Source organism: Streptomyces sp. NRRL S-337, assembly GCF_000720175.1.
Taxonomy (GTDB): domain Bacteria; phylum Actinomycetota; class Actinomycetes; order Streptomycetales; family Streptomycetaceae; genus Streptomyces; species Streptomyces siderophoricus.
Map to the genome: position 1 here is coordinate 25,724 of NZ_JOIX01000010.1, position 25,773 is coordinate 51,496.

Annotated in this window: 18 protein-coding genes; 12 read left to right on the plus strand and 6 right to left on the minus strand. The window is 73.5% G+C overall.

Annotated features, from left to right (window positions below):
* The first annotated feature begins 82 nt into the window (after nt 1–82).
* On the plus strand, nt 83–1,864 hold the full coding sequence (locus tag IG62_RS0110145) for a glycoside hydrolase family 15 protein (protein WP_030800052.1): 1,782 nt from the start codon (nt 83–85) through the stop codon (nt 1,862–1,864).
* A gap of 42 nt (nt 1,865–1,906) precedes the next feature.
* Here IG62_RS0110145 and IG62_RS41545 read toward each other — a convergent pair whose 3' ends face one another.
* From IG62_RS41545 to IG62_RS0110160, 3 genes are all read right to left on the minus strand, one after another.
* Complete coding sequence (locus tag IG62_RS41545) at nt 1,907–3,007, minus strand: GNAT family N-acetyltransferase (RefSeq protein WP_051797839.1); 1,101 nt, start codon at nt 3,005–3,007, stop codon at nt 1,907–1,909.
* Between the two features lie 105 nt (nt 3,008–3,112).
* Nucleotides 3,113–3,304 (minus strand): hypothetical protein, encoded by a 192-nt coding sequence (locus tag IG62_RS0110155; protein WP_030411097.1) that lies wholly within the window; start codon nt 3,302–3,304, stop codon nt 3,113–3,115.
* A 111-nt stretch (nt 3,305–3,415) separates the two neighbouring features.
* A complete protein-coding gene (locus IG62_RS0110160; RefSeq protein ID WP_030800057.1) occupies nt 3,416–5,842 on the minus strand; it encodes a SpoIIE family protein phosphatase in 2,427 nt (808 codons plus the stop codon).
* A 163-nt stretch (nt 5,843–6,005) separates the two neighbouring features.
* Here IG62_RS0110160 and IG62_RS0110165 point away from each other — a divergent pair, with 163 nt between their 5' ends.
* Complete coding sequence (locus tag IG62_RS0110165) at nt 6,006–6,794, plus strand: VOC family protein (RefSeq protein WP_030800059.1); 789 nt, start codon at nt 6,006–6,008, stop codon at nt 6,792–6,794.
* Nucleotides 6,795–6,833: 39 nt separating this feature from the next.
* On the opposite strand, the gene IG62_RS0110170 is transcribed toward IG62_RS0110165, so the two are convergent.
* Entirely contained in the window at nt 6,834–9,620 is a 2,787-nt protein-coding gene (locus tag IG62_RS0110170) for an ABC transporter substrate-binding protein (protein WP_030800062.1), read from the minus strand.
* Nucleotides 9,621–9,878: 258 nt separating this feature from the next.
* Nucleotides 9,879–11,372 carry a S1 family peptidase gene (locus IG62_RS0110175; RefSeq protein ID WP_078871915.1) on the minus strand — a complete coding sequence of 498 codons (1,494 nt, stop codon included), beginning with the start codon at nt 11,370–11,372 and terminating at the stop codon, nt 9,879–9,881.
* A gap of 381 nt (nt 11,373–11,753) precedes the next feature.
* On the opposite strand from IG62_RS0110175, the gene IG62_RS0110180 reads away from it, so the two are divergent.
* The 5 genes from IG62_RS0110180 (at nt 11,754) to IG62_RS0110200 (ending at nt 16,969) form a co-directional block, all read left to right on the plus strand.
* Nucleotides 11,754–12,053 (plus strand): DUF6506 family protein, encoded by a 300-nt coding sequence (locus IG62_RS0110180; RefSeq protein WP_030411092.1) that lies wholly within the window; start codon nt 11,754–11,756, stop codon nt 12,051–12,053.
* A 188-nt stretch (nt 12,054–12,241) separates the two neighbouring features.
* On the plus strand, nt 12,242–13,270 hold the full coding sequence (tdh, locus tag IG62_RS0110185; protein ID WP_030800064.1) for an L-threonine 3-dehydrogenase: 1,029 nt from the start codon (nt 12,242–12,244) through the stop codon (nt 13,268–13,270).
* 61 nt (nt 13,271–13,331) lie between these two features.
* Nucleotides 13,332–14,531 (plus strand): glycine C-acetyltransferase, encoded by a 1,200-nt coding sequence (locus IG62_RS0110190; protein ID WP_030800065.1) that lies wholly within the window; start codon nt 13,332–13,334, stop codon nt 14,529–14,531.
* A 31-nt stretch (nt 14,532–14,562) separates the two neighbouring features.
* Entirely contained in the window at nt 14,563–15,471 is a 909-nt protein-coding gene (locus tag IG62_RS0110195; RefSeq protein WP_030800067.1) for a LysR family transcriptional regulator, read from the plus strand.
* Between the two features lie 100 nt (nt 15,472–15,571).
* Nucleotides 15,572–16,969 (plus strand): chloride channel protein, encoded by a 1,398-nt coding sequence (locus IG62_RS0110200; protein WP_078871908.1) that lies wholly within the window; start codon nt 15,572–15,574, stop codon nt 16,967–16,969.
* Between the two features lie 12 nt (nt 16,970–16,981).
* Here IG62_RS0110200 and IG62_RS0110205 read toward each other — a convergent pair whose 3' ends face one another.
* A complete protein-coding gene (locus IG62_RS0110205; RefSeq protein WP_030800071.1) occupies nt 16,982–18,010 on the minus strand; it encodes a PHP domain-containing protein in 1,029 nt (342 codons plus the stop codon).
* A 777-nt stretch (nt 18,011–18,787) separates the two neighbouring features.
* Here IG62_RS0110205 and IG62_RS0110210 point away from each other — a divergent pair.
* The 5 genes from IG62_RS0110210 (at nt 18,788) to IG62_RS0110230 (ending at nt 25,734) form a co-directional block, all read left to right on the plus strand.
* Complete coding sequence (locus IG62_RS0110210; protein ID WP_030800074.1) at nt 18,788–19,000, plus strand: hypothetical protein; 213 nt, start codon at nt 18,788–18,790, stop codon at nt 18,998–19,000.
* A gap of 201 nt (nt 19,001–19,201) precedes the next feature.
* Nucleotides 19,202–20,008, plus strand: coding sequence for an HlyD family efflux transporter periplasmic adaptor subunit (locus tag IG62_RS0110215; RefSeq protein WP_030800076.1), 807 nt, complete (start codon nt 19,202–19,204; stop codon nt 20,006–20,008).
* Nucleotides 20,005–22,287 carry an NHLP family bacteriocin export ABC transporter peptidase/permease/ATPase subunit gene (locus tag IG62_RS0110220; protein ID WP_030800078.1) on the plus strand — a complete coding sequence of 761 codons (2,283 nt, stop codon included), beginning with the start codon at nt 20,005–20,007 and terminating at the stop codon, nt 22,285–22,287. Before IG62_RS0110215 ends, IG62_RS0110220 begins: the two co-directional genes overlap by 4 nt.
* A gap of 1 nt (nt 22,288) precedes the next feature.
* Nucleotides 22,289–25,171 (plus strand): NHLP bacteriocin export ABC transporter permease/ATPase subunit, encoded by a 2,883-nt coding sequence (locus tag IG62_RS0110225; protein WP_030800081.1) that lies wholly within the window; start codon nt 22,289–22,291, stop codon nt 25,169–25,171.
* Between the two features lie 104 nt (nt 25,172–25,275).
* A complete protein-coding gene (locus IG62_RS0110230) occupies nt 25,276–25,734 on the plus strand; it encodes a cyclic nucleotide-binding domain-containing protein (protein WP_030800083.1) in 459 nt (152 codons plus the stop codon).
* Nucleotides 25,735–25,773 lie beyond the last annotated feature (39 nt).

Genomic DNA, 25,773 nt, shown 5'->3' on the forward strand with positions numbered 1-25,773 from the left:
GCATCGTGCGGTGTACGCCGCACGGCGGACCGCGCGCCCCGCCGCCGTCGCGCGCAGAATGGAAACCTCCGAGGGGACCGCCATGCCCGGACGCATCGAGGACTACGCCCTGCTGGGCGACCTGCAGACCGCCGCGCTGGTCGGGCGGGACGGCTCGATCGACTGGATGTGCCTGCCCCGCTTCGACTCGCCCAGCTGCTTCGCGGCCCTCCTCGGCGACGAACGGCAGGGCCACTGGCGGATCGCCCCGGTGTCCGGCGGACCGTGCGACGACCGCGCCTACCGCGGCGACACCCTGGTTCTGGAGAGCACCTGGACGACCCCCGACGGCGCCGTCCGGGTCGTCGACTTCATGCCGCAGCGCGACCAGTCACCGAGACTGGTCCGCCTCGTCGAGGGCCTGCGCGGCAGCGTCGACATGCGCGGCGACCTGCGGCTCCGCTTCAACTACGGCCGGATCGCGCCCTGGGTGCGGCGCACCGAGCACCACCGCATCGCGGTCGCCGGCCCGGACTCCGCCTGGCTGCGGCTCGCCCCCGGCGTGCACACCTACGGCCATGACACCAGCACCCGCTCGGAGTTCACCGTACAGGCCGGCGATCGGGTGCCGTTCGTCCTGACCTGGCAGCCCTCCCACCTGCCCAACGCGCACCGGATCGACCCGGACCGGGCCCTGCGGGAGACCACCGACGCCTGGCGGCGCTGGACGGCCGGCTGCCGTTACGAGGGTGCCTGGCGCGAGGCGGTCCTGCGCTCCCTGATCACCCTCAAGGCGCTCGCCTACCGGCCGACCGGCGGGATCGTCGCCGCCGCCACCGCCTCCCTGCCCGAACACCTCGGCGGCGTACGCAACTGGGACTACCGCTTCTGCTGGCTGCGCGACTCCAGCATGACGCTGTCCGCCCTGCTGCGCGGCGGCTTCCGCGAGGAGGCGGCCGCCTGGCGGCAGTGGCTGGTACGGGCCATCGCCGGCGACCCGCGGGACCTGCAGAGCGTCTACGGCGTCGCCGGTGAACGGCGGCTGCCCGAGACCGCCGCCGACTGGCTGCCCGGCTACGAGCACTCCGCCCCGGTCCGCTTCGGCAACGCCGCCGTCGACCAGCTCCAGCTCGACATCTACGGCGAGGTCGTCGACACCCTCTACCTCGCGCTGCGCGCCGGCATCCCGATGGAACGCCATGTCTGGGGCCTGCTGCGGACCTTGATGTCCTTCATCGAGGCGCACTGGCAGGACCCCGACGAGGGCCTGTGGGAGGGCCGCGGCGGCCGCCGGCACTGGGTGCACTCCAAGGTCATGTCCTGGGTCGCCGCGGACCGGGCGGTCCGGATGGCCCGGCTGACCGGCCTGGCGGCCCCCGTCGACCGCTGGCGGGCGATGCGAGACGCGGTGCACGCCGACGTCTGCGCGCACGGTTACGACCGGGAACGCGGGGTGTTCGTCCAGCACTACGGCAGCCGGGAACTGGACGCGGCCACCCTGTTCATCGTCAAGACCGGCTTCCTGCCGCCCGACGACCCCCGGGTCGTGCGCACCGTCGACGCGGTGCGCGACGGACTCGACCACGCCGGCTTCCACCGCCGCTACGCCGGACGGACCGAGGTCGACGGACTGCCCGGCACCGAAGGCGCCTTCCTCGCCTGCTCGTTGTGGCTCGCCGACGCGCTGGCCGCGACCGGCCGCCCGGACGTCGCCCGGGAACTCTTCACCCGGGTGCTGTCGGCGGCCAACGACGTCGGACTGCTCTCCGAGGAATGGGACCCCGCGCAACGCCGCCAACTGGGCAACACCCCGCAGGCGTTCACCCATGTCGCGCTGGTGAACACGGCGTTCCTGCTGTCCGAGGACGCCGCCGTCGCCGCATGACCCTCCCCGCGCCCGGTCAACTCGCCCCGGCTGCTCGGCCGTTCAGCCGCGCAGGGCCCCGTAGCGCCGCAGCGCGCCCCGCACCCGGGACCGCAGCCACGGCCGGGCGGTGATGAAGTCCCGCGCCGTGCGCTCGGCCGCGTCGTGCAGCAGAGCGCCGCCCGCCACCAGCGTCGGCCGCCACAACAGGCCCTGCGGCAGGGTGCGTTCCTCGGTGGTGAACGCCTGCTTGTACTCCGAGTCGCCGGTGCCCAGATCCACGGTGGTCACCCCCAGTTCCGCCGCGGTCGCGATCACCCGGCCGAGCAGCACCGTCCCCGGCGAATGCGCCGCGTACCGGTGGTCGAAGGCGGTGACGCAACAGGTCAGCACGGTCGCCGAACGCAGCGTGAGCTGCATCGCCGCCGGCTCGTCGCCGAGGTACAGCACGGACAGCGCGCCCGTACACGTCGGGGTGCGCAGCCCCGCCAGGACCCGCGCCAGCTCCGTACCGCGCTCCGCGGACAGCGGATCGGACCAGCCGCTCGCCCGGTACTGCGCCGACTTCCAGCGCAGCATCGTCCCCAGCAGCCGCGGATCGCGCTCGTCGAAGACGTACCGCACCGGTACCTCGCCGCGGGCCAGCCGGTTCTCGTGCTTGCGCAGGGTCTTCGCCGAGGCGGGCGAACGCCGCCGGACGGCCGTGCGGTGGGCCTCGTAGCCCTCGCTCAGATCGGCCAGCGGACTGGGCACCCGGCCCAGCAGCCGGACCCCGGGCGGCACCGCGGTACCCGCCCCGCCGAGCGGCGGACCGGCCGGCTCGGCCTGCACGAACCGCCACACCGCCAGCCCGCAGGCGGCCAGCACGGCACGGTAGTCGGGCCGCGGCAGCCCGGGCTCGCAGAGCAGCCCGCCCACGTCCGTGAAGCCCTTGCCGATGACCTCGCCGACGCCGTGCCCGCGCTCCTCGAAGCCCAGCCAGCCGCACCGCCCGTCGCTCTCCACCACCGCCACCCGGGCGGCCGGCCGGACCCCGCCGACCGCCCGCGCGAAGTCCGGGGACAGCACCGGATGAGCCGGACGGCCGGGCGCGGACAGCGCCCGCGCCCAGCGCTCGGCCCGGACACCGCCGAGCGCACCGGCCGCCAGGACCTCGATGTCCATCCCTGCGCCTCCGAAATCCCGCGCCGCAGCCACAGCCTCCGGCGCGGGGTCGTCGGGGAGATCCGGAAGAAGACCCTCAGGAGCGTCCCCCGGAGCGCGCGGCCGTCACGGCAGATACCGCTCGATGACGCCCGGCCCCTCCTCGTCCATCAGCCGCCTGGCCCATGCCAGGCTCGACGGGGTCGGCTCGCGCCCGGACGCCCGTACCAGGTCCTCCGGGTCGTAGGGCCGCTCGCTGCCGGTGTACAGCTCCGCCGGCCGGTGCTCGGCCGGCTGCTCCTTGCCGTTGGTCGTCACAGGTCCTCCTTCGTCCGCGCCCGCCGGGTCGCCGGGACCTCGCTTGGTTCCATGATGGGGCGGACACCGAACACCCGCACGACGGCGCCGGTCCGCGGCCCCCGCGCCCGCTCAGGCCACCGGCCGCGGCGCCCCCGGATACCGCGCCGGGAACGCCTGCTCGGTCCAGATGGTCTTGCCGTACGGCGTGTACCGGGTGCCCCAGCGCTGCACCAGCTGCGCGACGATGAACAGCCCCCGCCCGCCCTCGTCCTCACTGGCCGCGTGGCGCAGGTGCGGCGAGGTGTGTCCGGTGTCGGACACCTCGGTCAGCAGCGTCAGATCCCGCAGCAGCCGCAGGTGCAGCGGCCCCGAGGCGTGCCGCACCGCATTGGTGACCAGCTCACTGACCGCCAGCTCGGTCGCGTACGACAGCTCCTCCAGTCCCCACTCCCGCAGCTGCGCGGTCGCCAGCTCCCGGGCCGCGCCCACCGCCGCCGGCTCCGCCGGCAGCTCCCAGGCCGCCACCTGCCGCGCGTCCAGCTCGCGGGTGCGCACCAGCAGCAACGCCGAGTCGTCGGCGGCAGGCCCGTCCGGCAGCAGCTCGGCCATCGCCCGGTCGCACAGCTCCTCCAGCGGCCGGTGGTGCTCGCCCAGCACCCGGCCCAGAACCTCCAGCCCCTCGTCGACGTCCCGGTGCGGCGACTCCACCAGTCCGTCCGTGAACAGCGCGACCAGACTGCCCGGCGGCAGTTCGAGATCCAGCGACTCGAACGGCAGCCCGCCCAGGCCCAACGGCGGACCGGCCGGCAGATCGGGGAAGAACATCGTGCCCGACGGGTCGACCACGGCCGGCGGCAGATGACCGGCCCGGGCCATGGTGCAGCGCCGCGACACCGGGTCGTAGACCGCGTACAGGCAGGTCACGCCGGTGGCCACGTCGTCCGGGCCGGTGTGCGTGCCGACCTGGCCCGCGCCGTCCTCCGCGGGCTGCCCCACCAGGTCGTCCAGCCGGCTCAGCAGCTCGTCGGGCGACAGGTCCAGCTGGGCCAGCGCGCGGACCGTCGTCCGCAGCCGCCCCATGGTCGCCGCCGCCTCCAGCCCGTGGCCCACCACGTCCCCCACGACCAGCCCGACCCGGGTCCCGGAGAGCCCGATCACATCGAACCAGTCGCCGCCCACCCCGGCCCGGTCGTCACTGGGCAGATAGCGGTACGCCACGTCGACCGCGGACTGCTCCGGCACGTGCTGCGGCAGCAGGTTGCGCTGCAGGGCCAGCGCGGCGGCGTGCTCCCGGGTGAAGCGGCGGGCGTTGTCCAGGCACACCGCCGTCCGGGTGACCAGCTCGTCGGCGAGCTCGATCTCGCCCTTGTCGAACACCGACGGGTGCGCGCCCCGCGTGAAGGTGACCAGCCCCATCGGGGCCCCACCCGCCCGCAGCGGCACCACCATGGCGTTCTCCGCCCGCACCATCCCCCCGGAGGACAGACTGCGGTACGGCAGCGACCCCGGCGGATACTCGATGCCGTACGGGTGGTGCGGCACGGCGTCCGGCGGGTCACCGACGCTGCGCGTGGCCACCCGGACCAGCGGCGGCACCGTACCGTCCCCCGGCGCCGGCTCCTCGCCCTCCAGCACCGGGCGCACCAGGTCCACGGTGACCGTCCGCGCGAAGTCCGGCACCGCGACCTCGGTGATCTCCCGGGCCGTGACCGTCATGTCGAGCGTCGTCCCGATCCGGATGCCGGCCGCCACCAGCAGGTTCAGCCGGCGCTGCGCCTGGTAGCGGTCGGTGATGTCGAAGGCGTCCTCGCACACCCCGAGGACCTGCCCCTGGGCGTCGTGCAGCCGGTAGTAGGAGCACGACCAGACGTGGTCCGGGCCCGGCTCGGACGGCTGCTGGCCGACGAAGTGCAGGTCGAGGACCGGCTCACCGGTCTCCAGGACCTGCTGCATCACCGCGTCGAGCGTGCGCGGGTACCCCTCCGTCACGAACTCGCCGTCGGGGTACAGCGCCTCGGCCCGGGTGCCGAGGAACTCCCGCAGCGGCAGCCCGATCTCCCGCACGAACGCGGCGTTCCCCCAGGTCACCCGCAGATCGGTGTCATAGATGCCCAGCCCCACCGGCGACTGGGTGGCCAGTCCGTGCAGCATCGCCTGCCGGGACTCCCACTCCTGCTGCGCGTCCAGAGCGGTCGCCACCAGGATGCGGGCCGGCGCGCCCGGCGCGGAGCCGCCGGGCGCGGTCTCCAGCGCACAGGTGGTGACCGCCACCCGCAGCAGCCGGCCGTCCCGGTGCCGTGCCGTCCCCGGCCGGCCACTGCTCAGCGGGATTTCCGCCGACTGCCCGGACCACGCGCCACCGGCCGCCTCGACGGCCGGGAAGAACGTCTCACAGGGCCGCCCGATGACTTCCTCCGGCCGGTAGCCGAGCAGCCGCTGGGCCGCCGGGCTCCACCCGATGACCAGCTCCCGGGCGTCGAGCACCGCTGTGGCCGCCCTGGTGACGTCGAGGGGACCACGGAAGTCGGCGATCTCCGCCGCGTTCCATGCGTTCATGGCATCAACCCAGCCCGGTTCAGTACCTACAGCATCGATCCTGATCAAGACCGGCACAACTGCGCTGCCCCGCTCCACGGCGCCCCGGTGCGGCCCCGCTGCGTCGCTGGCACAGTGGGAGGGGGTCCGTCCAGGGGGTGCGAAGCGACAGGAGGCAGATGTCATGTCGGCCCATGGCCCCACCACCCCGGCGCGCGGGGCTCCGTGCTGGGTGAGCCTGATGGCCCGCGATCTCGAATCGGCGCAGGAGTTCTACTCCGCCGTGCTGGGCTGGCGGTTCCGCCCGGCCAGCCTCGGGCAGGAGTTCTCCGTCGCGATGGCCGACGGGCAGCCGGTGGCCGGCATGGGCGCCCTCGCCCAGAGCTTCCAGGTCGCGGTGGCCTGGACGTCGTACTTCGCGGTGGAGGACGCCGACGTGACCGCCGACCGGATCCGTGAGCGCGGCGCGACCCTCGCGGTCGGCCCGCTCAAGCTCGGCCCCGGACGGGCCGCGCTGGCCGCCGACCGGGACGGCGCCAGCTTCGGCTTCTGGGAGGGCCAGACGCTCGCCTGGTCGGTCGGACACGGTCGCGCCCCCGCCTGCCTGGAACTGCGCACCCGCGACGCCTTCGAGGCCGCCATCTTCTACGCCGAGGTCTTCGAATGGGCCTCCGACCGGCCCGGCGGCTGCGAGGTCACCTACGAACACGACCAGGTCGTCGTGCACGACGGCACGCACACCGTCGCCACCCTGCGCGGCGGCGGGGTCGAGGCCGCCCCGGACCCGCGGGTACGGCCGCGCTGGCACGTGCACTTCCCGGTCGACGACATCGAGAAGGTGACCGCCGCCGCGGTCGCCGCCGGCGGGACCGTCACCCCGGTGACCGCGACCGCCGACGGCAACGGCAGCCAGGCCGTCGTCCGCGACCCCGACGGCGGCCTGTTCACCGTCACCTCGTCCGAAGCCCCCTGACCCTGGCCGGACCGCGCCCGCCGGCGGCCGGCCGGTGCGTCAGCCCTCCTCCGGTTCCAGCGCGGGACACCACGCCGCCTGCTTCCGCCCGCCGACCCGGCCGCAGAACCCCGCCTGGGCCGGCCGCCCGCTCTTGTCGACGCGCTGCACCGACAGCAGCTTGTCCAGCGGGACCTGGCGGTCCACCTCACCGCCGAAGCTGATGATCCCGCTCGCCCCGTCGAGCGCCTCGTCCCCGTGCACCCCGCTGATCGCATGCCACACCGCGGGCGGCGTCAGCGGCATCTGCGCGGCCTCCTCCCGCAGCTGCTTGACCGCGTTGACGTACAGCTTCACCGCGTCGAACCCGAGCGCCGCATGCCCGTCGAGCGAGGAGTTGGGGACCTTCGCGCACTCCTCGGGGAACAGCCGGCTCAGCTCCGCGTACAGCTCGCTGGTGCCGTCGCAGTGCGCCGATCCGAGCGTGAAGTCCAGGAAGTCGTACGGGATCCCCGGATAGTGCCCCCGGCGGTCCGCGTCCGCCGCCAGCCGGGCCACGTCGTCACCGCCGATCAGCACCGGCGGAGCGGAGTTGCAGGACTCGTTGATCCCGCCGAGCAGCGACTCGAAGTCCTCCGAACGCCCCGCGAAGAACACCACCCCCGGGTACGAACAGCTCCGCTGCCCCACCGTGCCGGGGCCCGGGGCGTCCGACGAGGGCTCCCGGCCCGGCGGCGGGGGCGGCGTGAACGCCGTCCGCTCCACCGCGAACTCCCGCGCCCGAAAACGCCGTTCGACGTCGTCGCTGAGCGTCCGGCTGTAGGTGTCGCTGGGATCGGCGGACGCGATGATCCGCACCCGCCGGGCCGGCTTGCCCGCACCGGTCCGTACCACGTGGTCGGCGTAGGCCGCGGCGACCTCCGCCTCCCGGGCGTTCTGCGGCGACACCTGGAAGTACATCGGGGACTGGCGCACCAGCGAGTCCGCGGACAGCGTCGTCGCCACCATCGGCAGCCCCACCGCGGTCAGCTTCCGGATCGTCCGGTTGGTCGCCTCCCGGCTCTGGTCGAGCCCGGTGACCCCCACCAGGGACGGGTCCTGCTGCTTGAGGCGGTCCAGGATCTCCACCACCCGCGTGCCGAACCGCATCCCCGACCCGGCGTTCGCGGGGAAGATCCGCAGGATCGGCTCGGTGGCGCCGCTGCTGCGCAGCTGCCGGGACTGCGCGCTCGCCGCCCCCTGCAACGCCTCACGCCCGTAGGCGAGTTGACCGGTGAGCTTGCCCGAGACGCTGAGCAGTGCGGACAGATGCACCAGGGTGACGAACGGCCGCTCCGGGGACGCCGCGTGCGCCTGCTCGGCGAGGGCGTTCTGGTCGTAGATCCGCTGCAGGGTCCGGTCCAGCGACGGATCGGGGGAGTGGAAGGTGAAACCGTGCCGGGCCACCCCGATGCACTCGCCGGTCTCCGCGGTGCGCAGGGTGTCCGCGTCGGCGTCGAACCGGCCGAGCCCGCAGTGCGCCTGCCGGTACCGGCTCTCCGCGCCCAGCACCAGGCCGCCCGCGCCCAGGAGGGCGACGGTGACCGCGCAGACCGCCACGACGGACACCGTCCGCCGTGCCCACAACGGCGGTTCGGGGATCCGCAGCCGGGCGTCCTGCGCCACCTCCAGCCGCCGGGTCAGCTCATAGCTCTCCTCGGACGGCGGCATCAGCCGCGGCACGCTGACCGGCAGGTACCAGGGGGCGCGGTTGCGGGCCCGGCCCTGGTGCAGGAAGGTGTCCCGCCAGCCGCCGTAGAGCCGGTCGGTCAGCTCCCACAGCTCGCTGCGGCCCCAGTCCGCCCGGGTCCGGCTGCCCTCGGCCGGCGGCTCGGCACCGCAGGCGATGATCAGCAGCGGGTCGAAGGCGCCGGTCTCGTTGCGGACGTCGATGACGGCCTGGAGCAGCGCATGACCGCAGGTGTCCGGGCCCACCCCGTCGAGCAGCGCGACGCAGTACGCGGTGCGCCGGGCCGTACGGGGCCGCCACGGACGGCGGCGGAAGGCGACGCGCAGGTCCTCCAGGAACGCGTTGACCATCAGCTTGCGCAACTGCTCCGGGTCCTCGACCTGGTTGTGCGGTGCGGTCAGCCGCTCGGCGAAGCCGATGAAGGTGCCCGGGTCGCGCGGGGCGAGATAGGGCTGGTTGAGCAGCCAGCGGTACTCCCGGCCCAGGCCGCGGCGGACCCGGAACCAGGCGAGCGGGAAGACGTGCACCGCGAACAGCCACACCCACCAGGGCACCTTGCCGTCGACCGCCAGCTCGGTCTCGGGGGAGCGCAGCAGCCCGAACATCCGCCGCCGCCGGAACTCCCGCTCCCGCAGCCCCTGTAACAGGGTGTGGTCGGTGCCCTCCATGTCGCCCAGGTCGTCCGGGCGGTCGCCGGTGCCCACCTGGGTCAGCCAGTTGACGAGGCCGAACCGGCGGAAGCGGACCCGGCCGTCACTGCCGTTGACGCTTCGGGCGAAGCCCTGCGCGAGGCGTTCCAGGGTCCGCCGCACCGCCTCGACGGACTCCGGACCGGACCGCGGCGTGTCGGCCGCGAGGTCGTACAGCACGTGCGGCACCCGGCGCGGATCGGCGTGGCTGAGGAAGTAGCCGATGCCCTTGGCGAGTGCGGTGTGGTCCGGACCGGCCACCAGGCAGAGCACCGGCAGGCCCTCCCGGCCTTGCGCCACGCCGCGGTGCCGTACCGGTTCCGGACACTCCCGCCGGCGTGGCCGGCGGGTCAGGTCGGCGATCAGACGGAGCAGATGGCCTGCTCCGCGGAAGACGGGGATCTGGGAATCGAGTTCGTTCGACGCCATGGTGCCCCTGAGGACGGGTCGGAGTAGGGCCGGTATTCTGACACCGCGTCCCAGGCGGTCGCTATGGTTCCGCCGCACTCAAGGATCCCGTGGCCACCAACGTCCCCGCCCGCCCTGGGGATGGGGGCGGGCGGGGCATCATCTGCGCCGTCACTGCCGGATGTTGCCGTCAGATGTCCCGTCAGATGTCGTGGTCGGATGTTCTGTCAGACGCTGTTGCCGGACGTCTTGGCCGGACGTCTTGGCCGGACGTCGTGATCAGTTCAGCGAATCGGTCAGTGAATCACCCCCGGCACTCTGATCGCTGCCGGCACCCTGGTCGGCACCCGCACTCTGGTCACCACCGGCGCTCTGGTCCCCACCAGCACCTTGATCGCCGCCGGCGCTCTGGTCACCACCGGCGCTCTGGTCCCCACCAGCACCTTGATCGCCACCGGCGCTCTGGTCCCCACCGGCGCCCTGGTCGCCGCCCGCGCCGCCCGCGCCGCCGGCGCCTCCGCTGCCGTCGCCTCCGCCGGCGCCGATCTCCGCGCCGGTGGCCTTGAGCGCGTCGGTGACCGGCTGGAAGAAGGTCTCGCCGCCCTGGGTGCAGTCGCCACTGCCGCCCGAGGTCAGTCCGACGGCGGCGTCACCGGCGAACATCGAGCCGCCGCTGTCGCCGGGCTCGGCGCAGACGTCCGTCTGTATGAGGCCGTTGACGATGTCGCCGTTGCCGTAGTTGACCGTGGCGTCCAGCCCGGTGACGGTGCCGTCGTGCACCCCGGTGGTGGACCCCGAGCGCTGCACCTTCATGCCGACGGCGGCCTCCGCGGCCTTGGTGATCTGCTGGGTGGAGCCGTTGCCGAGATCCACCGCGCTCTGCGGCTGGGCGCTCTTGTCGTCGTAGGTGACGATCGCGAAGTCGGTCTTGGGGAACTGCGAGTCCTGCACGCTGCCGAGCGGCTGGCTGCCGCCCTGGTCCGCGGACCAGGTGGGGGAGTCGTTGCCGCAGTGGCCCGCCGTCAGGAACGCGGGCGCGCCCTTCACCGTGACGTTGAACCCCAGCGAACAGCGGGCGTTGCCGCCGAAGATGGCACTGCCCCCGATCGGCCCGGCGGCCGAACCGCCGCCCTGCTGACCGCCGCTGCCCTGTCCGCCGTCGCCCTGCCCACCGCCCTGACCGTTGCCCTGGCCGCCGTTGCCCTGGCCGCCGCTCTGCTGACCGCCGTTCGCCTGGCCGCCGTTGGCCCCCTGGCCCCCGTTCTGGCCGTCGCCGCCCGGCGGCGTCCCCGGGTCCTCGCCCGTTCCCCCGCCGTCGAACCGCCGGAACTCGCCCTGCGACCGCTTGACGGTGACCATGCCCGCGCCCATCCCGCGGGTGGCCTTCGTGAGCGTGGCCATCTTCGCGCCGGTGACCGTCTTGTCGGCGACCACCACGATCTTGTTGGTCCGCGGGTCGATCGACCAGGCGGTGCCGGGCACCGAGGCGCTCTCGCGCAGCGTCTTCGTCCCCGCCTTCAGCGCGGTCATGCTGTTGTGCACGACCCTGGCGACCGCCCCCTTGGCCTGCACCCGCTCGGCGGCGTCCTTGGACAGCACGTTCATCACCAGGTGGCCGTTGGCACCGTCCAGGTACCAGCCGGCGTTGTCACCGCCGAGGTCCGACTTCAGGGCCGTCGCCAGCCGGGTCGCCGCGGAGGCGCTGAAGGTGCGCGGGGCCGGCGGGCGGTCCGTGCTCGCGTTGGCGTTGGGGAGCAGGATCGCCGCGCCCATGACGGCGGCCGCGGCGGCGCCGATGACGACGCCGGTCCGCTTGTTCACATGTCGGTGGCTCACTTCACTGACCTCCAAGGCCGCACAGGAACGGAGCACACGGGGCGCCGTGGTGCGGCGCGGTTCGCGCCCCGTGTGTGGTTGCATCCAGTCCTACGGAGTCGGCCGCACCCCCGACTCGGGCCCGCTCAACCTGTGATGAATTCCGCCGGCCGACTCTCCGGCGCCCTACACTCCCGCGCCCGGCCCGCGCGGGACCGGCGGGACGTGACCGGCGGGGCGTGACCGAATCCGTGCCCTCCACGCCCCGGCTCTGCTTGGCTGGTGCCCTGGGCGATCACCACGACCGGGCGATCGCCACGACCACGGGAGGTCCACGGCATGGCACTCACCCACTGGGGGTTCATCTACACGGCGGCCGGCAGCGCCGCCGGCGGCGAGGTCAACGTCGTGGACACCGGCGCCTGCCGCAGCGTGTTCATCGGGGTGACCAAGCCCGAGGAGGGCGTCGAGGCCGCCCGCAAGCTGGTGGCCGACGGGGTCCAACTGATCGAGCTGTGCGGCGGTTTCGGGCCGGTCTGGGCCGGCCGGATCATCGACGCGATCGACGGCGCGGTCCCGGTCGGCACGGTCGGGTACGGGCCCGAGGCGGTCGACCAGGTCCACGCGATCTTCTCCTGACCCGGGCTGCGGCCCGTCCGCCCCGCCGCGGGCCCGCGGCGGGGCGTGAAGATCAGCTGTCACCGCGCTTAAGAAAACCTCGATGGACCCGGCGCCCGTCGTACGGAAGATTCTCCGGCGGAGATCGGGCGGCCGGAACATGACTGCCCCCGACACGTCATGCACTCTTACGTACGGGAGCCGTCGCGGTGAAGGCACTGGTCAAGCAGAAGGCGGAGCCGGGCCTCTGGCTCACGGAGGTGCCGGAACCGGCCATCGGCCCGGGGGACGTACTGATCAAGGTGCTCCGCACCGGCATCTGCGGCACCGACCTGCACATCCGCGCCTGGGACGGCTGGGCGCAGCAGGCGCTGGCCACCCCGCTGACGATCGGCCACGAATTCGTCGGCGAGGTGGTCGCCACCGGCCGTGACGTGGCCGACGTCGCGGCCGGCGACCTGGTCAGCGGCGAGGGCCACCTGGTCTGCGGCAAGTGCCGCAACTGCCTCGCCGGCCGCCGCCACCTGTGCCGCGCCACGGTCGGGCTCGGCGTCGGCCGGGACGGCGCTTTCGCCGAGTACGTGGCACTGCCCGCGACGAACGTGTGGGTGCACCGCGTCCCCGTGGACCTCGACATCGCCGCGGTCTTCGACCCGTTCGGCAACGCCGTGCACACCGCGCTGTCGTTCCCGCTGGTCGGCGAGGACGTCCTGATCACCGGCGCGGGGCCGATCGGCCTGATGGCGGCGGCGGTGGCCCGGCACGCGGGCGCCCGCAACGTCATGATCACCGACGTCAGCGAGGAACGGCTGGCCCTGGCCCGCAAGATCGGCGTCAGCCTGGCGCTCAACGTCGCCGAGGCGGACATCGCCGACGGGCAGCGCACGCTGGGTCTGCGCGAGGGCTTCGACATCGGGCTGGAGATGTCCGGGCGGCCCGAGGCGGTGCGCGACATGATCGCCAACATGACGCACGGCGGCCGGATCGCCATGCTCGGCCTGCCCGCCCAGGACTTCCCCGTCGACTGGTCGCGGATCGTCACCTCCATGATCACGATCAAGGGCATCTACGGCCGGGAGATGTTCGAGACCTGGTACGCGATGTCCGTCCTGCTCGAAGGCGGACTGGACCTCGCCCCCGTGATCACCGGCCGGTACGCGTACACCGACTTCGAGGCCGCCTTCGACGACGCCGCGAGCGGCCGCAGCGGCAAGATCATCCTGGACTGGACCGCCTGATCACGGCCGGACCGCGCCCGCCCCGCCCCGTCACCACCCCCACCCTCCTGGAGAACCCCTGATGTTCCACTCCGTACGCGACGAACTGCGCGGCACCCTCGACGAGATCGTCGCCGCCGGCCTGCACAAGCCCGAGCGGGTCATCGGCACCCCCCAGTCGGCGACCGTCGGCGTCACGGCCGGGGGCAACCCCGGTGAGGTCCTCAACTTCTGCGCCAACAACTACCTCGGTCTCGCCGACCACCCCGAGGTCGTCGCGGCCGCCCATGAGGCGCTGGACCGCTGGGGCTACGGCATGGCGTCCGTGCGCTTCATCTGCGGCACGCAGGAGGTGCACAAGGAGCTGGAGGCGCGGCTGTCCGCCTTCCTCGGCCAGGAGGACACCATCCTGTACTCCTCCTGCTTCGACGCCAACGGCGGCGTCTTCGAGACCCTCCTCGGCCCGGACGACGCGGTCATCTCCGACGCCCTCAACCACGCCTCCATCATCGACGGCATCCGGCTGTGCAAGGCCCGCCGCTTCCGCTACGCCAACCGCGATCTGGCCGATCTGGAACGGCAGTTGAAGGAGGCCACCGAGGGCGGCGCGGGCCGCAAGCTGATCGTCACCGACGGCGTCTTCTCCATGGACGGCTATGTGGCGCCGCTGCGCGAGATCTGCGACCTGGCCGACGCCTACGACGCGATGGTGATGGTCGACGACTCGCACGCGGTCGGCTTCGTCGGGGCCGGCGGCCGCGGCACCCCCGAACTCCACGGGGTCATGGACCGCGTCGACATCATCACCGGCACCCTCGGCAAGGCGCTGGGCGGCGCCTCCGGCGGCTATGTCGCGGCCCGCGCGGAGATCGTCGCCCTGCTGCGCCAGCGCTCGCGGCCGTACCTCTTCTCCAACTCGCTCGCCCCGGTGATCGCCGCGGCCTCGCTCAAGGTGCTCGACCTGCTGGAGTCGGCCGGTGACCTGCGCGAGCGGCTGCACGCCAACACCGCGCTGTTCCGCTCCCGGATGACCGAGGAGGGCTTCGACGTCCTCCCCGGCGACCACGCCATCGCCCCCGTCATGATCGGCGACGCGGCCCGGGCGGCCCGGCTGGCGGAGCTGCTGCTGGAGCGCGGGGTGTACGTGATCGGCTTCTCGTACCCGGTCGTGCCGCAGGGCCAGGCCCGGATCCGCGTCCAGCTGTCCGCCGCGCACTCCACCGAGGACGTCCACCGCGCGGTGGAGGCCTTCGTCGCCGCCCGGGCGGAACTGGAGTCCTGACCGGCACGTCCGGCCGGGGATAATTGACCGCATGATCGAAGCACGCCGGCTGCACATCCTCCGTGCGGTGGCCGACCACCGCACGGTCACCGCCGCGGCCGCCGCGCTCTACCTCACGCCCTCGGCGGTGTCCCAGCAACTGGCCGCGCTGGAGCAGGAGACCGGCCACCGCCTGGTGGAGCGCAGCGCCCGCGGCGTCCGGCTGACCCCCGCGGGCGACATCCTGCTCAGCCACGCCAACGCCGTCCTCGCCCAGCTGGAGCGAGCCGAGTCCGAACTCGCCGCCTACGGCTCGGGCGAGGCCGGCACGGTCACCGTCGCGTCCTTCGCCACCGGCATCGGCCTGGTCGTCGCGCCCGCGCTGACCGCGCTGGCCGGCTGCGCACCGGGCATACGGGTCCGCGTCCAGGACGCCGAGGGCGACGCGAGCCTGCGGATGGTCCTCGACCGGCAGGTCGACGTCGCGGTGGCCGTCGAGTACCGGGGCGCGCCCCGCGCGGACGATCCCCGGCTCACCCGGCTCCCGCTCTACGCCGAACCCTTCGACGCCGTCCTCCCGCCCGGCCACCGCCTCGCCGAGGCCGACCGGGTCGCCGTCGCCGACCTCGCCGGCGACCCCTGGATCGGCCCCTACCCCGGCAACCCCTGCCACGACGTGGTCGTCCTGGCCTGCGAGTACGCCGGTTTCCAGCCCCGGCTGGAACACTCCTCCGACGACTTCCGGGCGGTGGTCGCGCTCGCCTCGGCCGCCGCCGGGGTGGCGCTCGTGCCCCGCTCGGCGCTGCGCGACATGGACCTGACCGGCGTCGTCGTCCGCCCCCTCGACGATGTCGCCCCCACCCGCCGGGTCTTCGCCGCGGTACGCCGCGGGGCCGAGGACCATCCCCTGTTCCGCCCCGTCCTGACCGCGCTCCGGGAGGCGGCGGCCGCGCAGGGCTGACCGGCGTTCGGGTGCTTCGGGCTGATCCGGACGGCGTCCTTCCGGGCCGCCCGGGCCGGCCGTGGCAGGCTCGTCCCGGCTGCGGCGAGGAGGCGAGGCGATGTCGGTCGGCCCCACCGGCCAGAGCGGTCCCACCAGCCCTGGCGGCCCCACCGGCCCGGTCGGCGCACCGCCGGCCGCCGCGCCCCCCGATCCCTACGCGCCGGTGCGCACCCGCGGCTATCCGAAGCTGCTGCTGACCGCGGCGGTGATCGGGTTCCCGGTCTGCCTGGTCGCGTTCGGCTTCCTCGCCGTCGTCCACGCCCTGGAACCGCTGCTCTACGACGACCTGCCACGGGCCCTGGGCTTCGCCGGCGCGCCGCTGTGGTGGCCGCTGCCGCTGCTCGCGGCCGCCGGGCTGGTGACCGGGCTGGCCGTCCGCCACCTGCCCGGCAACGGCGGCCACGAACCCGCCGACGGACTGGCGCTCGCCGGCCCGCCCACCCTGTCCGCACTGCCCGGCGTCGCGCTCGCCGCCCTGGCCTCGCTCGCCTTCGGCGCGGTGCTCGGCCCGGAGGCACCGCTGATCTCCCTGGGCGGCGGGCTGGCCGCGGGCGCCGCCCGGCTGACCGGGCGGGGGACGGACGCCGGGACGGTGGCCGCGGTGGGCGCGGCCGGCAGCTTCGCCGCGATCAGTGCCCTGCTCGGGTCCCCGCTGCTGGGCGCGTTCCTGCTGATGGAGGTCTCCGGCCTGGCCGGGCCGACGCTCGGGGTGGTGCTGGTGCCGGGCCTGCTCGCCTCCGGCATCGGGGCGCTGGTCTTCACCGGGCTGGGGGACTGGACCGGGCTCGGTACGTACTCCCTCGCGCTGCACGACGTCCCCCGGGCCGCCGGGCCCACCCTCCCGGAGTTCGGCTGGGCCCTGGTCCTCGGGGTGGCCGCCGCGTTCGCCGGCACCGGGGTCCGGCGGCTGGCGCTCTGGCTCAAGGAGCGGGTGGCCCGCCACCGGGTACCGGCCACGGTGCTGATGGGACTGGTGGTGGCCGCGCTGGCGGTGGGCTTCTCCGCCGCCACCGGCAAGCCCGCCCAAGAGCTGCTCTTCTCGGGCCAGTCGGCGCTCGGGACGCTGTTCCACGACAGCGCCGGATACTCGATGGCGGCGCTGCTGCTGCTCCTCGTGGGCAAGGGCCTGGCGTACTGCGTGTCGCTGAGCGCCTTCCGGGGCGGGCCGATCTTCCCGGCGCTGTTCCTCGGCGCGGCCGGCGGGGTGGTGCTGTCGCACCTGCCGGGCCTGTCGCTCACCCCGGCGTTCGCGATGGGCGTCGGGGCGATGGCGGTGGCCATGCTCCGGCTCCCGATGACGTCGGTGCTGATGGCGACGCTGCTGATGGGCCGCAGCGGACTCACCGTGATGCCGCTGGTGATCGTCGCCGTCGTGGTCGGTTACGTGGTGACGCTGCGGCTCACCCCGGCCCCCGCCGCGCCCGGCCGCACCGCACCGGCGCCGTCGGCGGCCTGAGGGGCGGGTCGTTCAGCGCGGGGTGCGTCCGGTGGCCGTCCAGGTGGCCAACTGGCGCTCCGTCCAGGTGTTGATGACCCGGTCGGCCGGTACGCCGCACTCCTCGCCGCGGGCACAGCCGTAGATCTGCCAGTCCAGCTGGCCCGGGGCGTGCGCGTCGGTGTCGATGGAGAACAGCGTCCCGGCCGCAACCGCCCGGCGCAGCAGCCGGCGCGGCGGATCCAGGCGCTCGGGGCGGCAGTTGATCTCCACCGCGGTGCGGTGTTCGGCACAGGCCGCGAAGACCTCGTCGGCGTCGAACTCCGATTCCGGGCGGCCCCGCCCGGTCAGCAGCCGCCCGGTGCAGTGCCCGAGCACGTCCACCAGGGGGTTGCGCACGGCGGCCACCATCCGCCGGGTCATCGGCACCTTGTCCATCCGGAGCTTGGAGTGCACCGAGGCCACCACCACGTCGAGCCGCTCCAGCAGCTCCGGTTCCTGGTCCAGGGAACCGTCGTCGAGGATGTCGCACTCGATCCCGGTCAGCAGCCGGAACGGCGCCAGCCGCTCGTTCACCTGGGCCACCAGCTCCAGCTGCTCCCGCAGCCGTTGTGGGGACAGGCCGCGGGCGACGGTGAGCCGGGGGGAGTGGTCGGTCAGCACGCACCACTCGTGCCCCAGGTCGCGGGCGGCCCGGGCCATCACGTCCACCGGGCTGCCGCCGTCCGACCAGTCGGAGTGCAGATGGCAGTCGCCGCGCAGGGCCCGCCGCAGCCGCTGCCCGTGCTCCCCCTCGACCAGCGGGGCGCCGGCCTCGTCCTCCAGATGTGCCAGATAGGTGGGCCGCACGCCCGCCAGCGCCTCCTCGACCACCCGGGTGGTCTTGGGGCCCAGCCCCTTGAGGCGGACCAGCGTGCCCTGCCGCGCCCGTTCGCGCACCTCGTCGTCCGACAGTGCGCCGAGGGCGGCCGCCGCCCCGCGGAACGCCTGTACCCGGTAGGTCGCCGCGCCCTGCCGTTCCAGCAGGAACGCGATCCGCTCCAGCGCGTCGACGGGCTCCACGTACGGCTCCTTCCGGGTGCGCCGGTCCCCGCGGGTCCCTTTCACCGTGCCGCAACCGGACACCGGCTGCCACCGGGCCCGCCGGCCGGGCCGCCCGCCCGGGGGCGGTACGGCTGTAAATCGCCCATTCCCGCCGAGTCGGACGGCGTGCCGTTATGTGGTTATGTCCGTTCTCGGGGCGGTCGATCCGATTCCATGGGAATGCCGTACGGATAGTGCCGAAGAATCCGTGCAAGGTGTTCAACGGGCGCGATACCACCCCCGTAACCCCGGGTAAATCGGGCGCCGTTAAAGCTTGCGCAACATTCGGCGGAGGGTTCCTCGGGGGCGCGCCGGAGTTCTGCGTGCGCCCGCCGATCGGTGCCGTAAAAACTGTGTGTCTCCAAGGAATCTGCACACCGAGTGCGCAGCCGGCACACCCCCTCCCGCCGTCCTCCCCGGCGCTGACCTGCGCGTAAGCGGTTTGATGGGGGAATGTCCCGTTCGCCTGACGGGCCGTCGGCGGGCTGGGCGAACGCAAACCGCAGAGGTTGTGAAGAAGCTGCCACTAATTCATGGACGTGCGTCCACGTCAGGTAATTGAGAGGTTCGAAGCGGTCCGGATCGGCCGTAGTCCGATTAGCAGCACAACCCACCTGCATGCTTTGATCCTTCGCACTGCGGAAGTCGCGCAGAGGTTCTCGATTTCGAGGGCCCCGGCGACCGCTGCCGCGGCCGGACCGCCCTGCGGACGGCTCGGTCGCAGCTATTTGAGATATGCATCCGAAAGGAATCATCATGCGCGAGATTCAGACCCAGGAAATCGCCGACAGCGAGCTGGACAACGTGGCCGGTGGCCTCGTCGGCAGCCTGGCCGGCACCGCCACCTCCACCGTTGACGGCGCCACGGGCCTCAACGTCGGCGGCACCCTGGGCACCGTCACCGGCACCGTCGAGGGTCTGACCGGCGTCAACACCGGCCAGGTCACGGGCCTCGTCGCCGGTCTCTAAGACCGAACGGCAGGTCGGCGTCCCCTCCTTGCCGACATGCCGGCCGGATGCCCCGGAACCGCCAGGCCTTCGCCGGGTTCCGGGGCACCCGGCTGCCGAGCCCCGGACCGGACACCGTACGCTCGGCCCCACCGCGGCGGCCCCGACGGGCGCCGTGCCCGTTACGTCCTGACAGTCCTTTGCAGTTGAGGGAAGAGTGTCGTGCAGTTCCGCCAACAGGCCCTTTCCAAGCTGCAGTCGCCCGAGGAAATCGATCTGCCGGTGCGTTTCGCCCGGCCACAGGGACTGCTCGTCCTGATCGTCACGGTCCTCTGCGTGCTCGCCGCCGCCGTATGGGCGGTGACCGGCACCGTCTCCTCCACCCTCACCGCACCCGGGATCCTCACCCACGGCCAGGGCAGCTACGTGCTGCAGAGCCCCGTGGCGGGACAGGTCACCGCCGTACTCGCCCAGGAAGGCCGGCAGGTGGCCGCGGGCGCCCCGGTCCTCAAGGTCCGCACCGCCCGGGGCACCGCCGTCGTCCGCGCGATCGCCGCCGGCCGGCTGACCTCGATGGTCGCCACCATCGGCTCGGTCGTCACCACGGGCGCGGACGTGGCCTCCGTCGAACGCGTGGCACACGCCGGGGACCCCCTGACGGCGACGCTCTACGTACCGGCCGAGAACGGCGCCTCCGTCCCCGTCGGCGCCTCCGTCGACCTCACCGTCCAGTCCGTGCCCAACCAGCAGTACGGCGTGCTGCGCGGCCGGGTCAAGGCCGTCGGCCGGACCGCCCAGACCCGCCAGCGGATCGGCGCCTACCTGGGCAGCAGCCAGCTCGGCGAGCAGTTCTCCAAGGCCGGCCCGCCGGTCGCCGTCCTGGTACAGCTCGACCGCGCTCCGGGGAACAGGTCCGGCTACGCCTGGTCCACCTCCGACGGCCCGCCCTACACCGTCGACTCCATGACGCTGGCCAGCGGCGCCGTCCACCTCGCCGCGCAGCACCCGATCGATTGGCTGCTGCCGTGACCGCATCCCAGGACTCCGCACCCCCGCAGGACCGGCTGCCGCCGCCCGGCCGCGGCCGGCACCGCCCCGAGGCCGCACCCGGCGCCCGCCGCCGCCGCGCCGCCCCGCCCGCGCCGCCCAAGAAGGTCAAGGCCGTCCGCACCCCCACCGTCCTCCAGATGGAGGCCGTGGAATGCGGCGCCGCCTCCCTGGCGATGGTGCTCGCCCACTACGGACGCCACGTCCCCCTGGAGGAGCTGCGGATCGCCTGCGGCGTCTCCCGCGACGGCTCCCGCGCCAGCAACCTGCTCAAGGCCGCCCGCAGTTACGGCCTGCAGGCCAAGGGCATGCAGATGGAAACCGCCGCGCTCGCCGAGGTCCAGGCCCCGGCCATCCTCTTCTGGGAGTTCAACCACTACGTCGTCTACGACGGCATGGGCCGCCGGATGGGCCGTCGCGGCGTGCACATCAACGACCCCGACAAGGGCCGCCGCTTCGTGCCCACGGAGGACTTCGACACCAGCTTCACCGGCGTCGCCCTGGTCTTCGAACCGTCCGAGTCCTTCCGCAAGGGCGGCCGCAAGCCCGGCGTCCTCGGCGCCGTGCCCGCCCGGATGCGCGGCACCACCGGCACCCTGCTCGCCGCCCTCCTCGCCAGCCTGCTGCTGGTCGCGGTCGGCGCCGCGGTGCCCGCGCTCAGCCGGACGTACATCGACATGTTCCTGATCGGCAACCAGACGTCGATGCTGGGGCCGCTCTTCGCGTCGATGGCCGCGATGGTCGCGCTCACCGCCGTCCTCACCGGACTGCAACAGGCCAACCTGCTGCGCGGCCGGATCATCTCCTCCACCCTCACCAGCGCCCGCTTCCTGCGCCATCTGCTCCGGCTCCCGGTCACCTTCTTCGCCCAGCGCAGCCCGGCCGACCTGGTCCAGCGCCTGCAGTCCAACGACGCGGTCGCCGAAACCCTCGCCCGGGACCTCGCCGCCGCCGGCGTGGACGGCATCGTCGTCGTCCTCTACGCCCTGCTGCTGTGGACCTACGACCCGCAGCTCACCGTCATCGGCGTCGGCATCGCCCTGCTCAACGTCGTCGCCATGCGGATCGTGATCCGGCTGCGCGCCACCCACACCGCCAAACTCCGCGCCGACACCGCCCGGCTCACCAACACCGCCTACACCGGCCTGCAGCTCATCGAGACCATGAAGGCCACCGGCGGGGAGAACGGCTACTTCCGCCGCTGGGCCGGCCAGCACGCGGCCACCCTGGAGGAACAGCAGCGGCTCGGCGTCCCCAGCGCCTGGCTGGCCGTCGTCGCGCCCACCCTCGCCACCCTCAACAGCGCCCTGATCCTCTGGATCGGCGGACTGCGGGCCGTCGAGGGCCACATCTCCATCGGCCTGCTGGTCGCCTTCCAGGCACTGGTCACCCGCTTCACCGCGCCCATCACCCGGCTCAACGGCGTCGCCGGCCGCATCCAGGACTTCGCCGCCGACGTGGCCCGCCTCAAGGACGTCGAGTCCTTCCCCGCCGACAGCCTCTACACCCGGTCCGGCCCGGACGGCGACACCCGCCGGCTCAAGGGCCATGTGACGCTGGAGAACATCACCTTCGGCTACAGCCCGCTGGACAAACCGCTGCTCACCGGCTTCTCCCTGGCCGTCGGCCCGGGCCGCCAGGTCGCCCTGGTCGGCGGCTCCGGCAGCGGCAAGTCCACCGTCTCCCGGCTGATATCCGGCCTCTACAGCCCCTGGGAAGGCACCATCCGCATCGACGGACAGCGCCTGGAGGACCTCTCCCGCAGCGCGCTCGCCGGCTCCGTCTCCTTCGTCGACCAGGACGTCTTCCTCTTCGAGGGAACGGTCCGGGACAACGTGGCGCTGTGGGACCCCTCCATCCCCGACGACGCCGTCATCACCGCCCTCAAGGACGCCGCCCTCTACGACGACGTCATCGCCCGCCGCCCGGACGGCATCCACAGCCGGGTCGAACAGGACGGCCGCAACTTCTCCGGCGGCCAGCGGCAGCGCCTGGAGATCGCCCGCGCCCTGGTCCGGCGCCCCAGCATCCTCGTCCTCGACGAGGTCACCAGCGCCCTCGACGCGCAGACCGAACAGATCATCATGGACAACCTGCGGCGGCGCGGCTGCGCCTGCGTCGTCATCGCCCACCGGCTCAGCACCGTCCGCGACAGCGACGAGATCGTCGTCCTCGACCACGGCGTGGTCGTCGAACGCGGCCGCCACGAGGACCTGGTCGCCGCCGGAGGCGCGTACGCCGAGCTGGTCAAGGAGCACTGAGGTGTCAGCCCTGCCCCCGTTCCCGCACGCGGGACCCGGCGAGACCGACGCGGTGACGCAGGCCCTGGGCGGCCTCGGCACGCACGTCGACTGCGCCGGGCTGCGCAGCGTCCCCCTCGAAGGGCCGCACGTGCTGTGGCTGGTCACCGCCGGCGCGCTCGACCTGTTCGCGGTCGACGCCGCGGCGGAGGGCCACTGGCACTTCCTCGGGCGGCTCGAACCCGGCGCCCTGCTCCTCGGCCCGGTCGACGGCCCCCAGCACACCCTGCTCGGCCGCCCCTCGCAGGACTGCGCGGTGCGCCGGATCCCGCTGCGCGAGCTGCCCCGTTGGGACTACGGCGGGTACGGCGAGCAGACCGACACCGGCGCGCAGCCCCTGTACGGCGCGCCCGGCGGCTACGGCCACCCCGCGGCGTACGGCCCGCTGGAGCACGCCTTCGCGCTGGGCACCGCCCGCAGCCTGGGCGTGCTCTTCGAGGCGCCGCTGGACGGCCGGCCCGGCGACGAGGCGGTGGCCGACGACGACGTCCTGTGGATGCCGGTCCCGCCCGGCAGCGTCCAGTACGGCGCCTCCTACAGCGCGGAGGCCGCCGCCGACCTGCTCGTCGACCCCGAGCTGTGGCAGCGGATGGTCAACCAGCAGTACCGGCTGCTGTCCGCCGTCGACCGCTGGATCGAGCAGCTGGAGCGCGCCCACGAGGACCGTACGGCGGCCGGCATCAAGGCCGGTGAGGCCGTCCGCGAACGCGCCGACCAGGCGCTGCTGGCCTCCATCGGCCGCCAGGACCGCGGCGGGCGGGGAGGCGCCGGGACGGACCGGGCCGGCGACGACACCACCTTCGCGGTCTGCCGCACGGTCGCCGAGGCCGCCGGCATCACCCTGACCGAACCCCCCAGGGGCGGCGCCGTCAACGACCGCATCAGCCCCGTCGAACGGATCGCGGTCAGCTCCCGGGTCCGCACCCGCGCGGTCCGGCTCACCGGCACCTGGTGGCGGACCGACACCGGCCCCCTGGTCGGCCACCGCGCCAAGTCCGGCGCCCCCGTGGCGCTGCTGTGGCGCCGCGGACGCTACGAGGCGGTCAACCCCGTCTCCGGCCTGCGGATGCGGATCGGCAAGGACAACGCCGACGAGTTCGAGGCCCGCGCCGTCATGTTCTACCGCCCGCTGCCCGAGCGGCCGATGACCATGTGGCGGCTGATGCGCTTCAGCCTGCGCGGCACCCGCACCGACGTCCGCAACCTGGCCCTCAGCGGACTGGTGACGGTCGCCCTCGGCGCGCTCGTCCCGATCGCGACCGGCAAGGTCCTCGGGGTGTACGTCCCGGCCGCCGACAAGGGCCTGATCGTGCAGGTGGCGCTGGCCGTCATCATCAGCAGCGTGGTCGCCGCCGCCTTCATGCTGCTGCAGAGCCTCACCGTGCTGCGCATGGAGGGCCGCATCGAGAGCGCACTGCAACCGGCCGTCTGGGACCGGCTGCTGCGGCTGCCGACCAAGTTCTTCACCGAACGCTCCACCGGCGAACTGGCCAGCGCCGCGATGGGCATCAGCGCCATCCGCCGGGTGCTGTCCGGCATCGGCCCGGTGGCCGTGCAGTCCACGACCATCGGCGCGATGAACCTCGTCCTGCTCCTCGTCTACAGCGTGCCGCTGGCGCTCGCCGCGCTCGGCATGCTGCTCGTCATCGGGGCGGTGTTCCTCACCATGGGGCTGTGGGAGCTGCGCTGGCAACGGCGGCTGATCAAGCTGTCCAACAAGCTCAACAACCAGGCGTTCCAGACCCTGCGCGGACTGCCCAAGCTGCGGGTCGCCGCGGCCGAGAGCTTCGCCTACGCCGCCTGGGCCCGGGAGTTCGCCCGGTCCCGGGAGCTCCAGCAGAAGGCCGGCCGGATCAAGAACCTCACCACCGTCCTCAACGCCGTCTACCTGCCGCTGTGCTCGCTGACCCTGTTCATGCTGCTGGCCGGCCCGGCCCGCGGCACCATGTCGGCCGGCTCGTTCCTCACCTTCAACACCTCGGTCACCATGCTGCTGACCTCGGTCACCCAGATCACCGGCGCCTTCGTCTCGGCCGCCGCCGCGCTGCCGATGTTCGAAGAGATCAGGCCGGTGCTGGACGAGGCACCGGAGGTACGCGGCGCCAGCGCCCAGCCCGGCACCCTCACCGGCGCCATCGAGGCCAAGAAGCTCTCCTTCCGCTACACCGACGACGGCCCGCTGGTCCTCGACGACATCTCCCTCCAGGTCCACCCGGGCGAATTCGTCGCCGTCGTCGGCCCCAGCGGCTGCGGCAAGTCCACCCTGCTGCGGCTGCTGATCGGCTTCGACAAGCCCACCTCGGGCAGCGTCCTCTACGACGGCCAGGACCTCGGAGCGCTGGACCAGGCCGCGGTCCGCCGTCAGTGCGGCGTCGTCCTGCAGAACGCCCAGCCGCTCACCGGCTCCATCCTGGACTGCATCTGCGGCGCCGAGTCCTTCACCCAGGAGGAGGCCTGGGCGGCCGCCGAGATGGCGGGCCTGGCCGAGGACATCAAGCGGATGCCGATGGGCCTGCACACCATGATCTCCGGCGGCGGCGCGATCTCCGGCGGACAGCGGCAGCGCCTGATGATCGCCCAGGCCCTGGTCCGGCGGCCGCGGATCCTCTTCTTCGACGAGGCCACCAGCGCCCTGGACAACGAGACCCAGCGCATCGTCATCGACAGCACCCGCAAGCTCAGCGCCAGCCGCCTGGTGATCGCCCACCGGCTCTCCACCGTCATGGACGCCGACCGGGTGATCGTCATGGCGGACGGCCGGATCGTCGAGCAGGGCGCCCCGGTCGCACTCCTCGCCGACACCGGCGGCCGGCTGCACGACCTGGTGCGCCGTCAGATGACCTGATCTGAGACCGCACCCGCCCGGGACCGGCCGCGCCGCCGGACGAGCCGTTCCCGCTCTCCCCGCCCTGCACCGCATATCGTGCCAGGCATCGGACGGAGGATGAGATGGCCACGGCGCGAAACCTGTTCGACGCGATGCCCCCCGAGCAGCGGCGGATGCTGACCGAGCTCGCCCGCGAGGTGGCGCTGCCCCGCGCCACCCGGCTCTTCGAGGAGGGCCGGCGGGCGGACCGGTTCTGGATCGTCCGCAGCGGCCAGGTCGCCCTCGACCAGCACGTCCCCGGCCGTCAGCCGGCCGTCGTGGAAACCCTCGGCCGGGACGAACTCCTCGGCTGGTCCTGGCTGTTCCCGCCCTACCTGTGGCACCTCGGCGCGCGGACCGTCGGCCCGGTGGCGGCGGTCGAGTTCGACGCCCCGGCGGTCCGCGAGCTGTGCGACCGCGACCCGGTCCTCGGCCGGGCGGTGTACCGCTACGTCGCCGAGACCGTCTCCCGCCGGCTGCACGGCACCCGCACCCGGCTGCTCGACCTCTACGGCCCCGAGGGCAGCGGCTTCGACGACTGAACGGGCGGGGCCGCGCGAAAGGCACCCAGCCACCCTCCC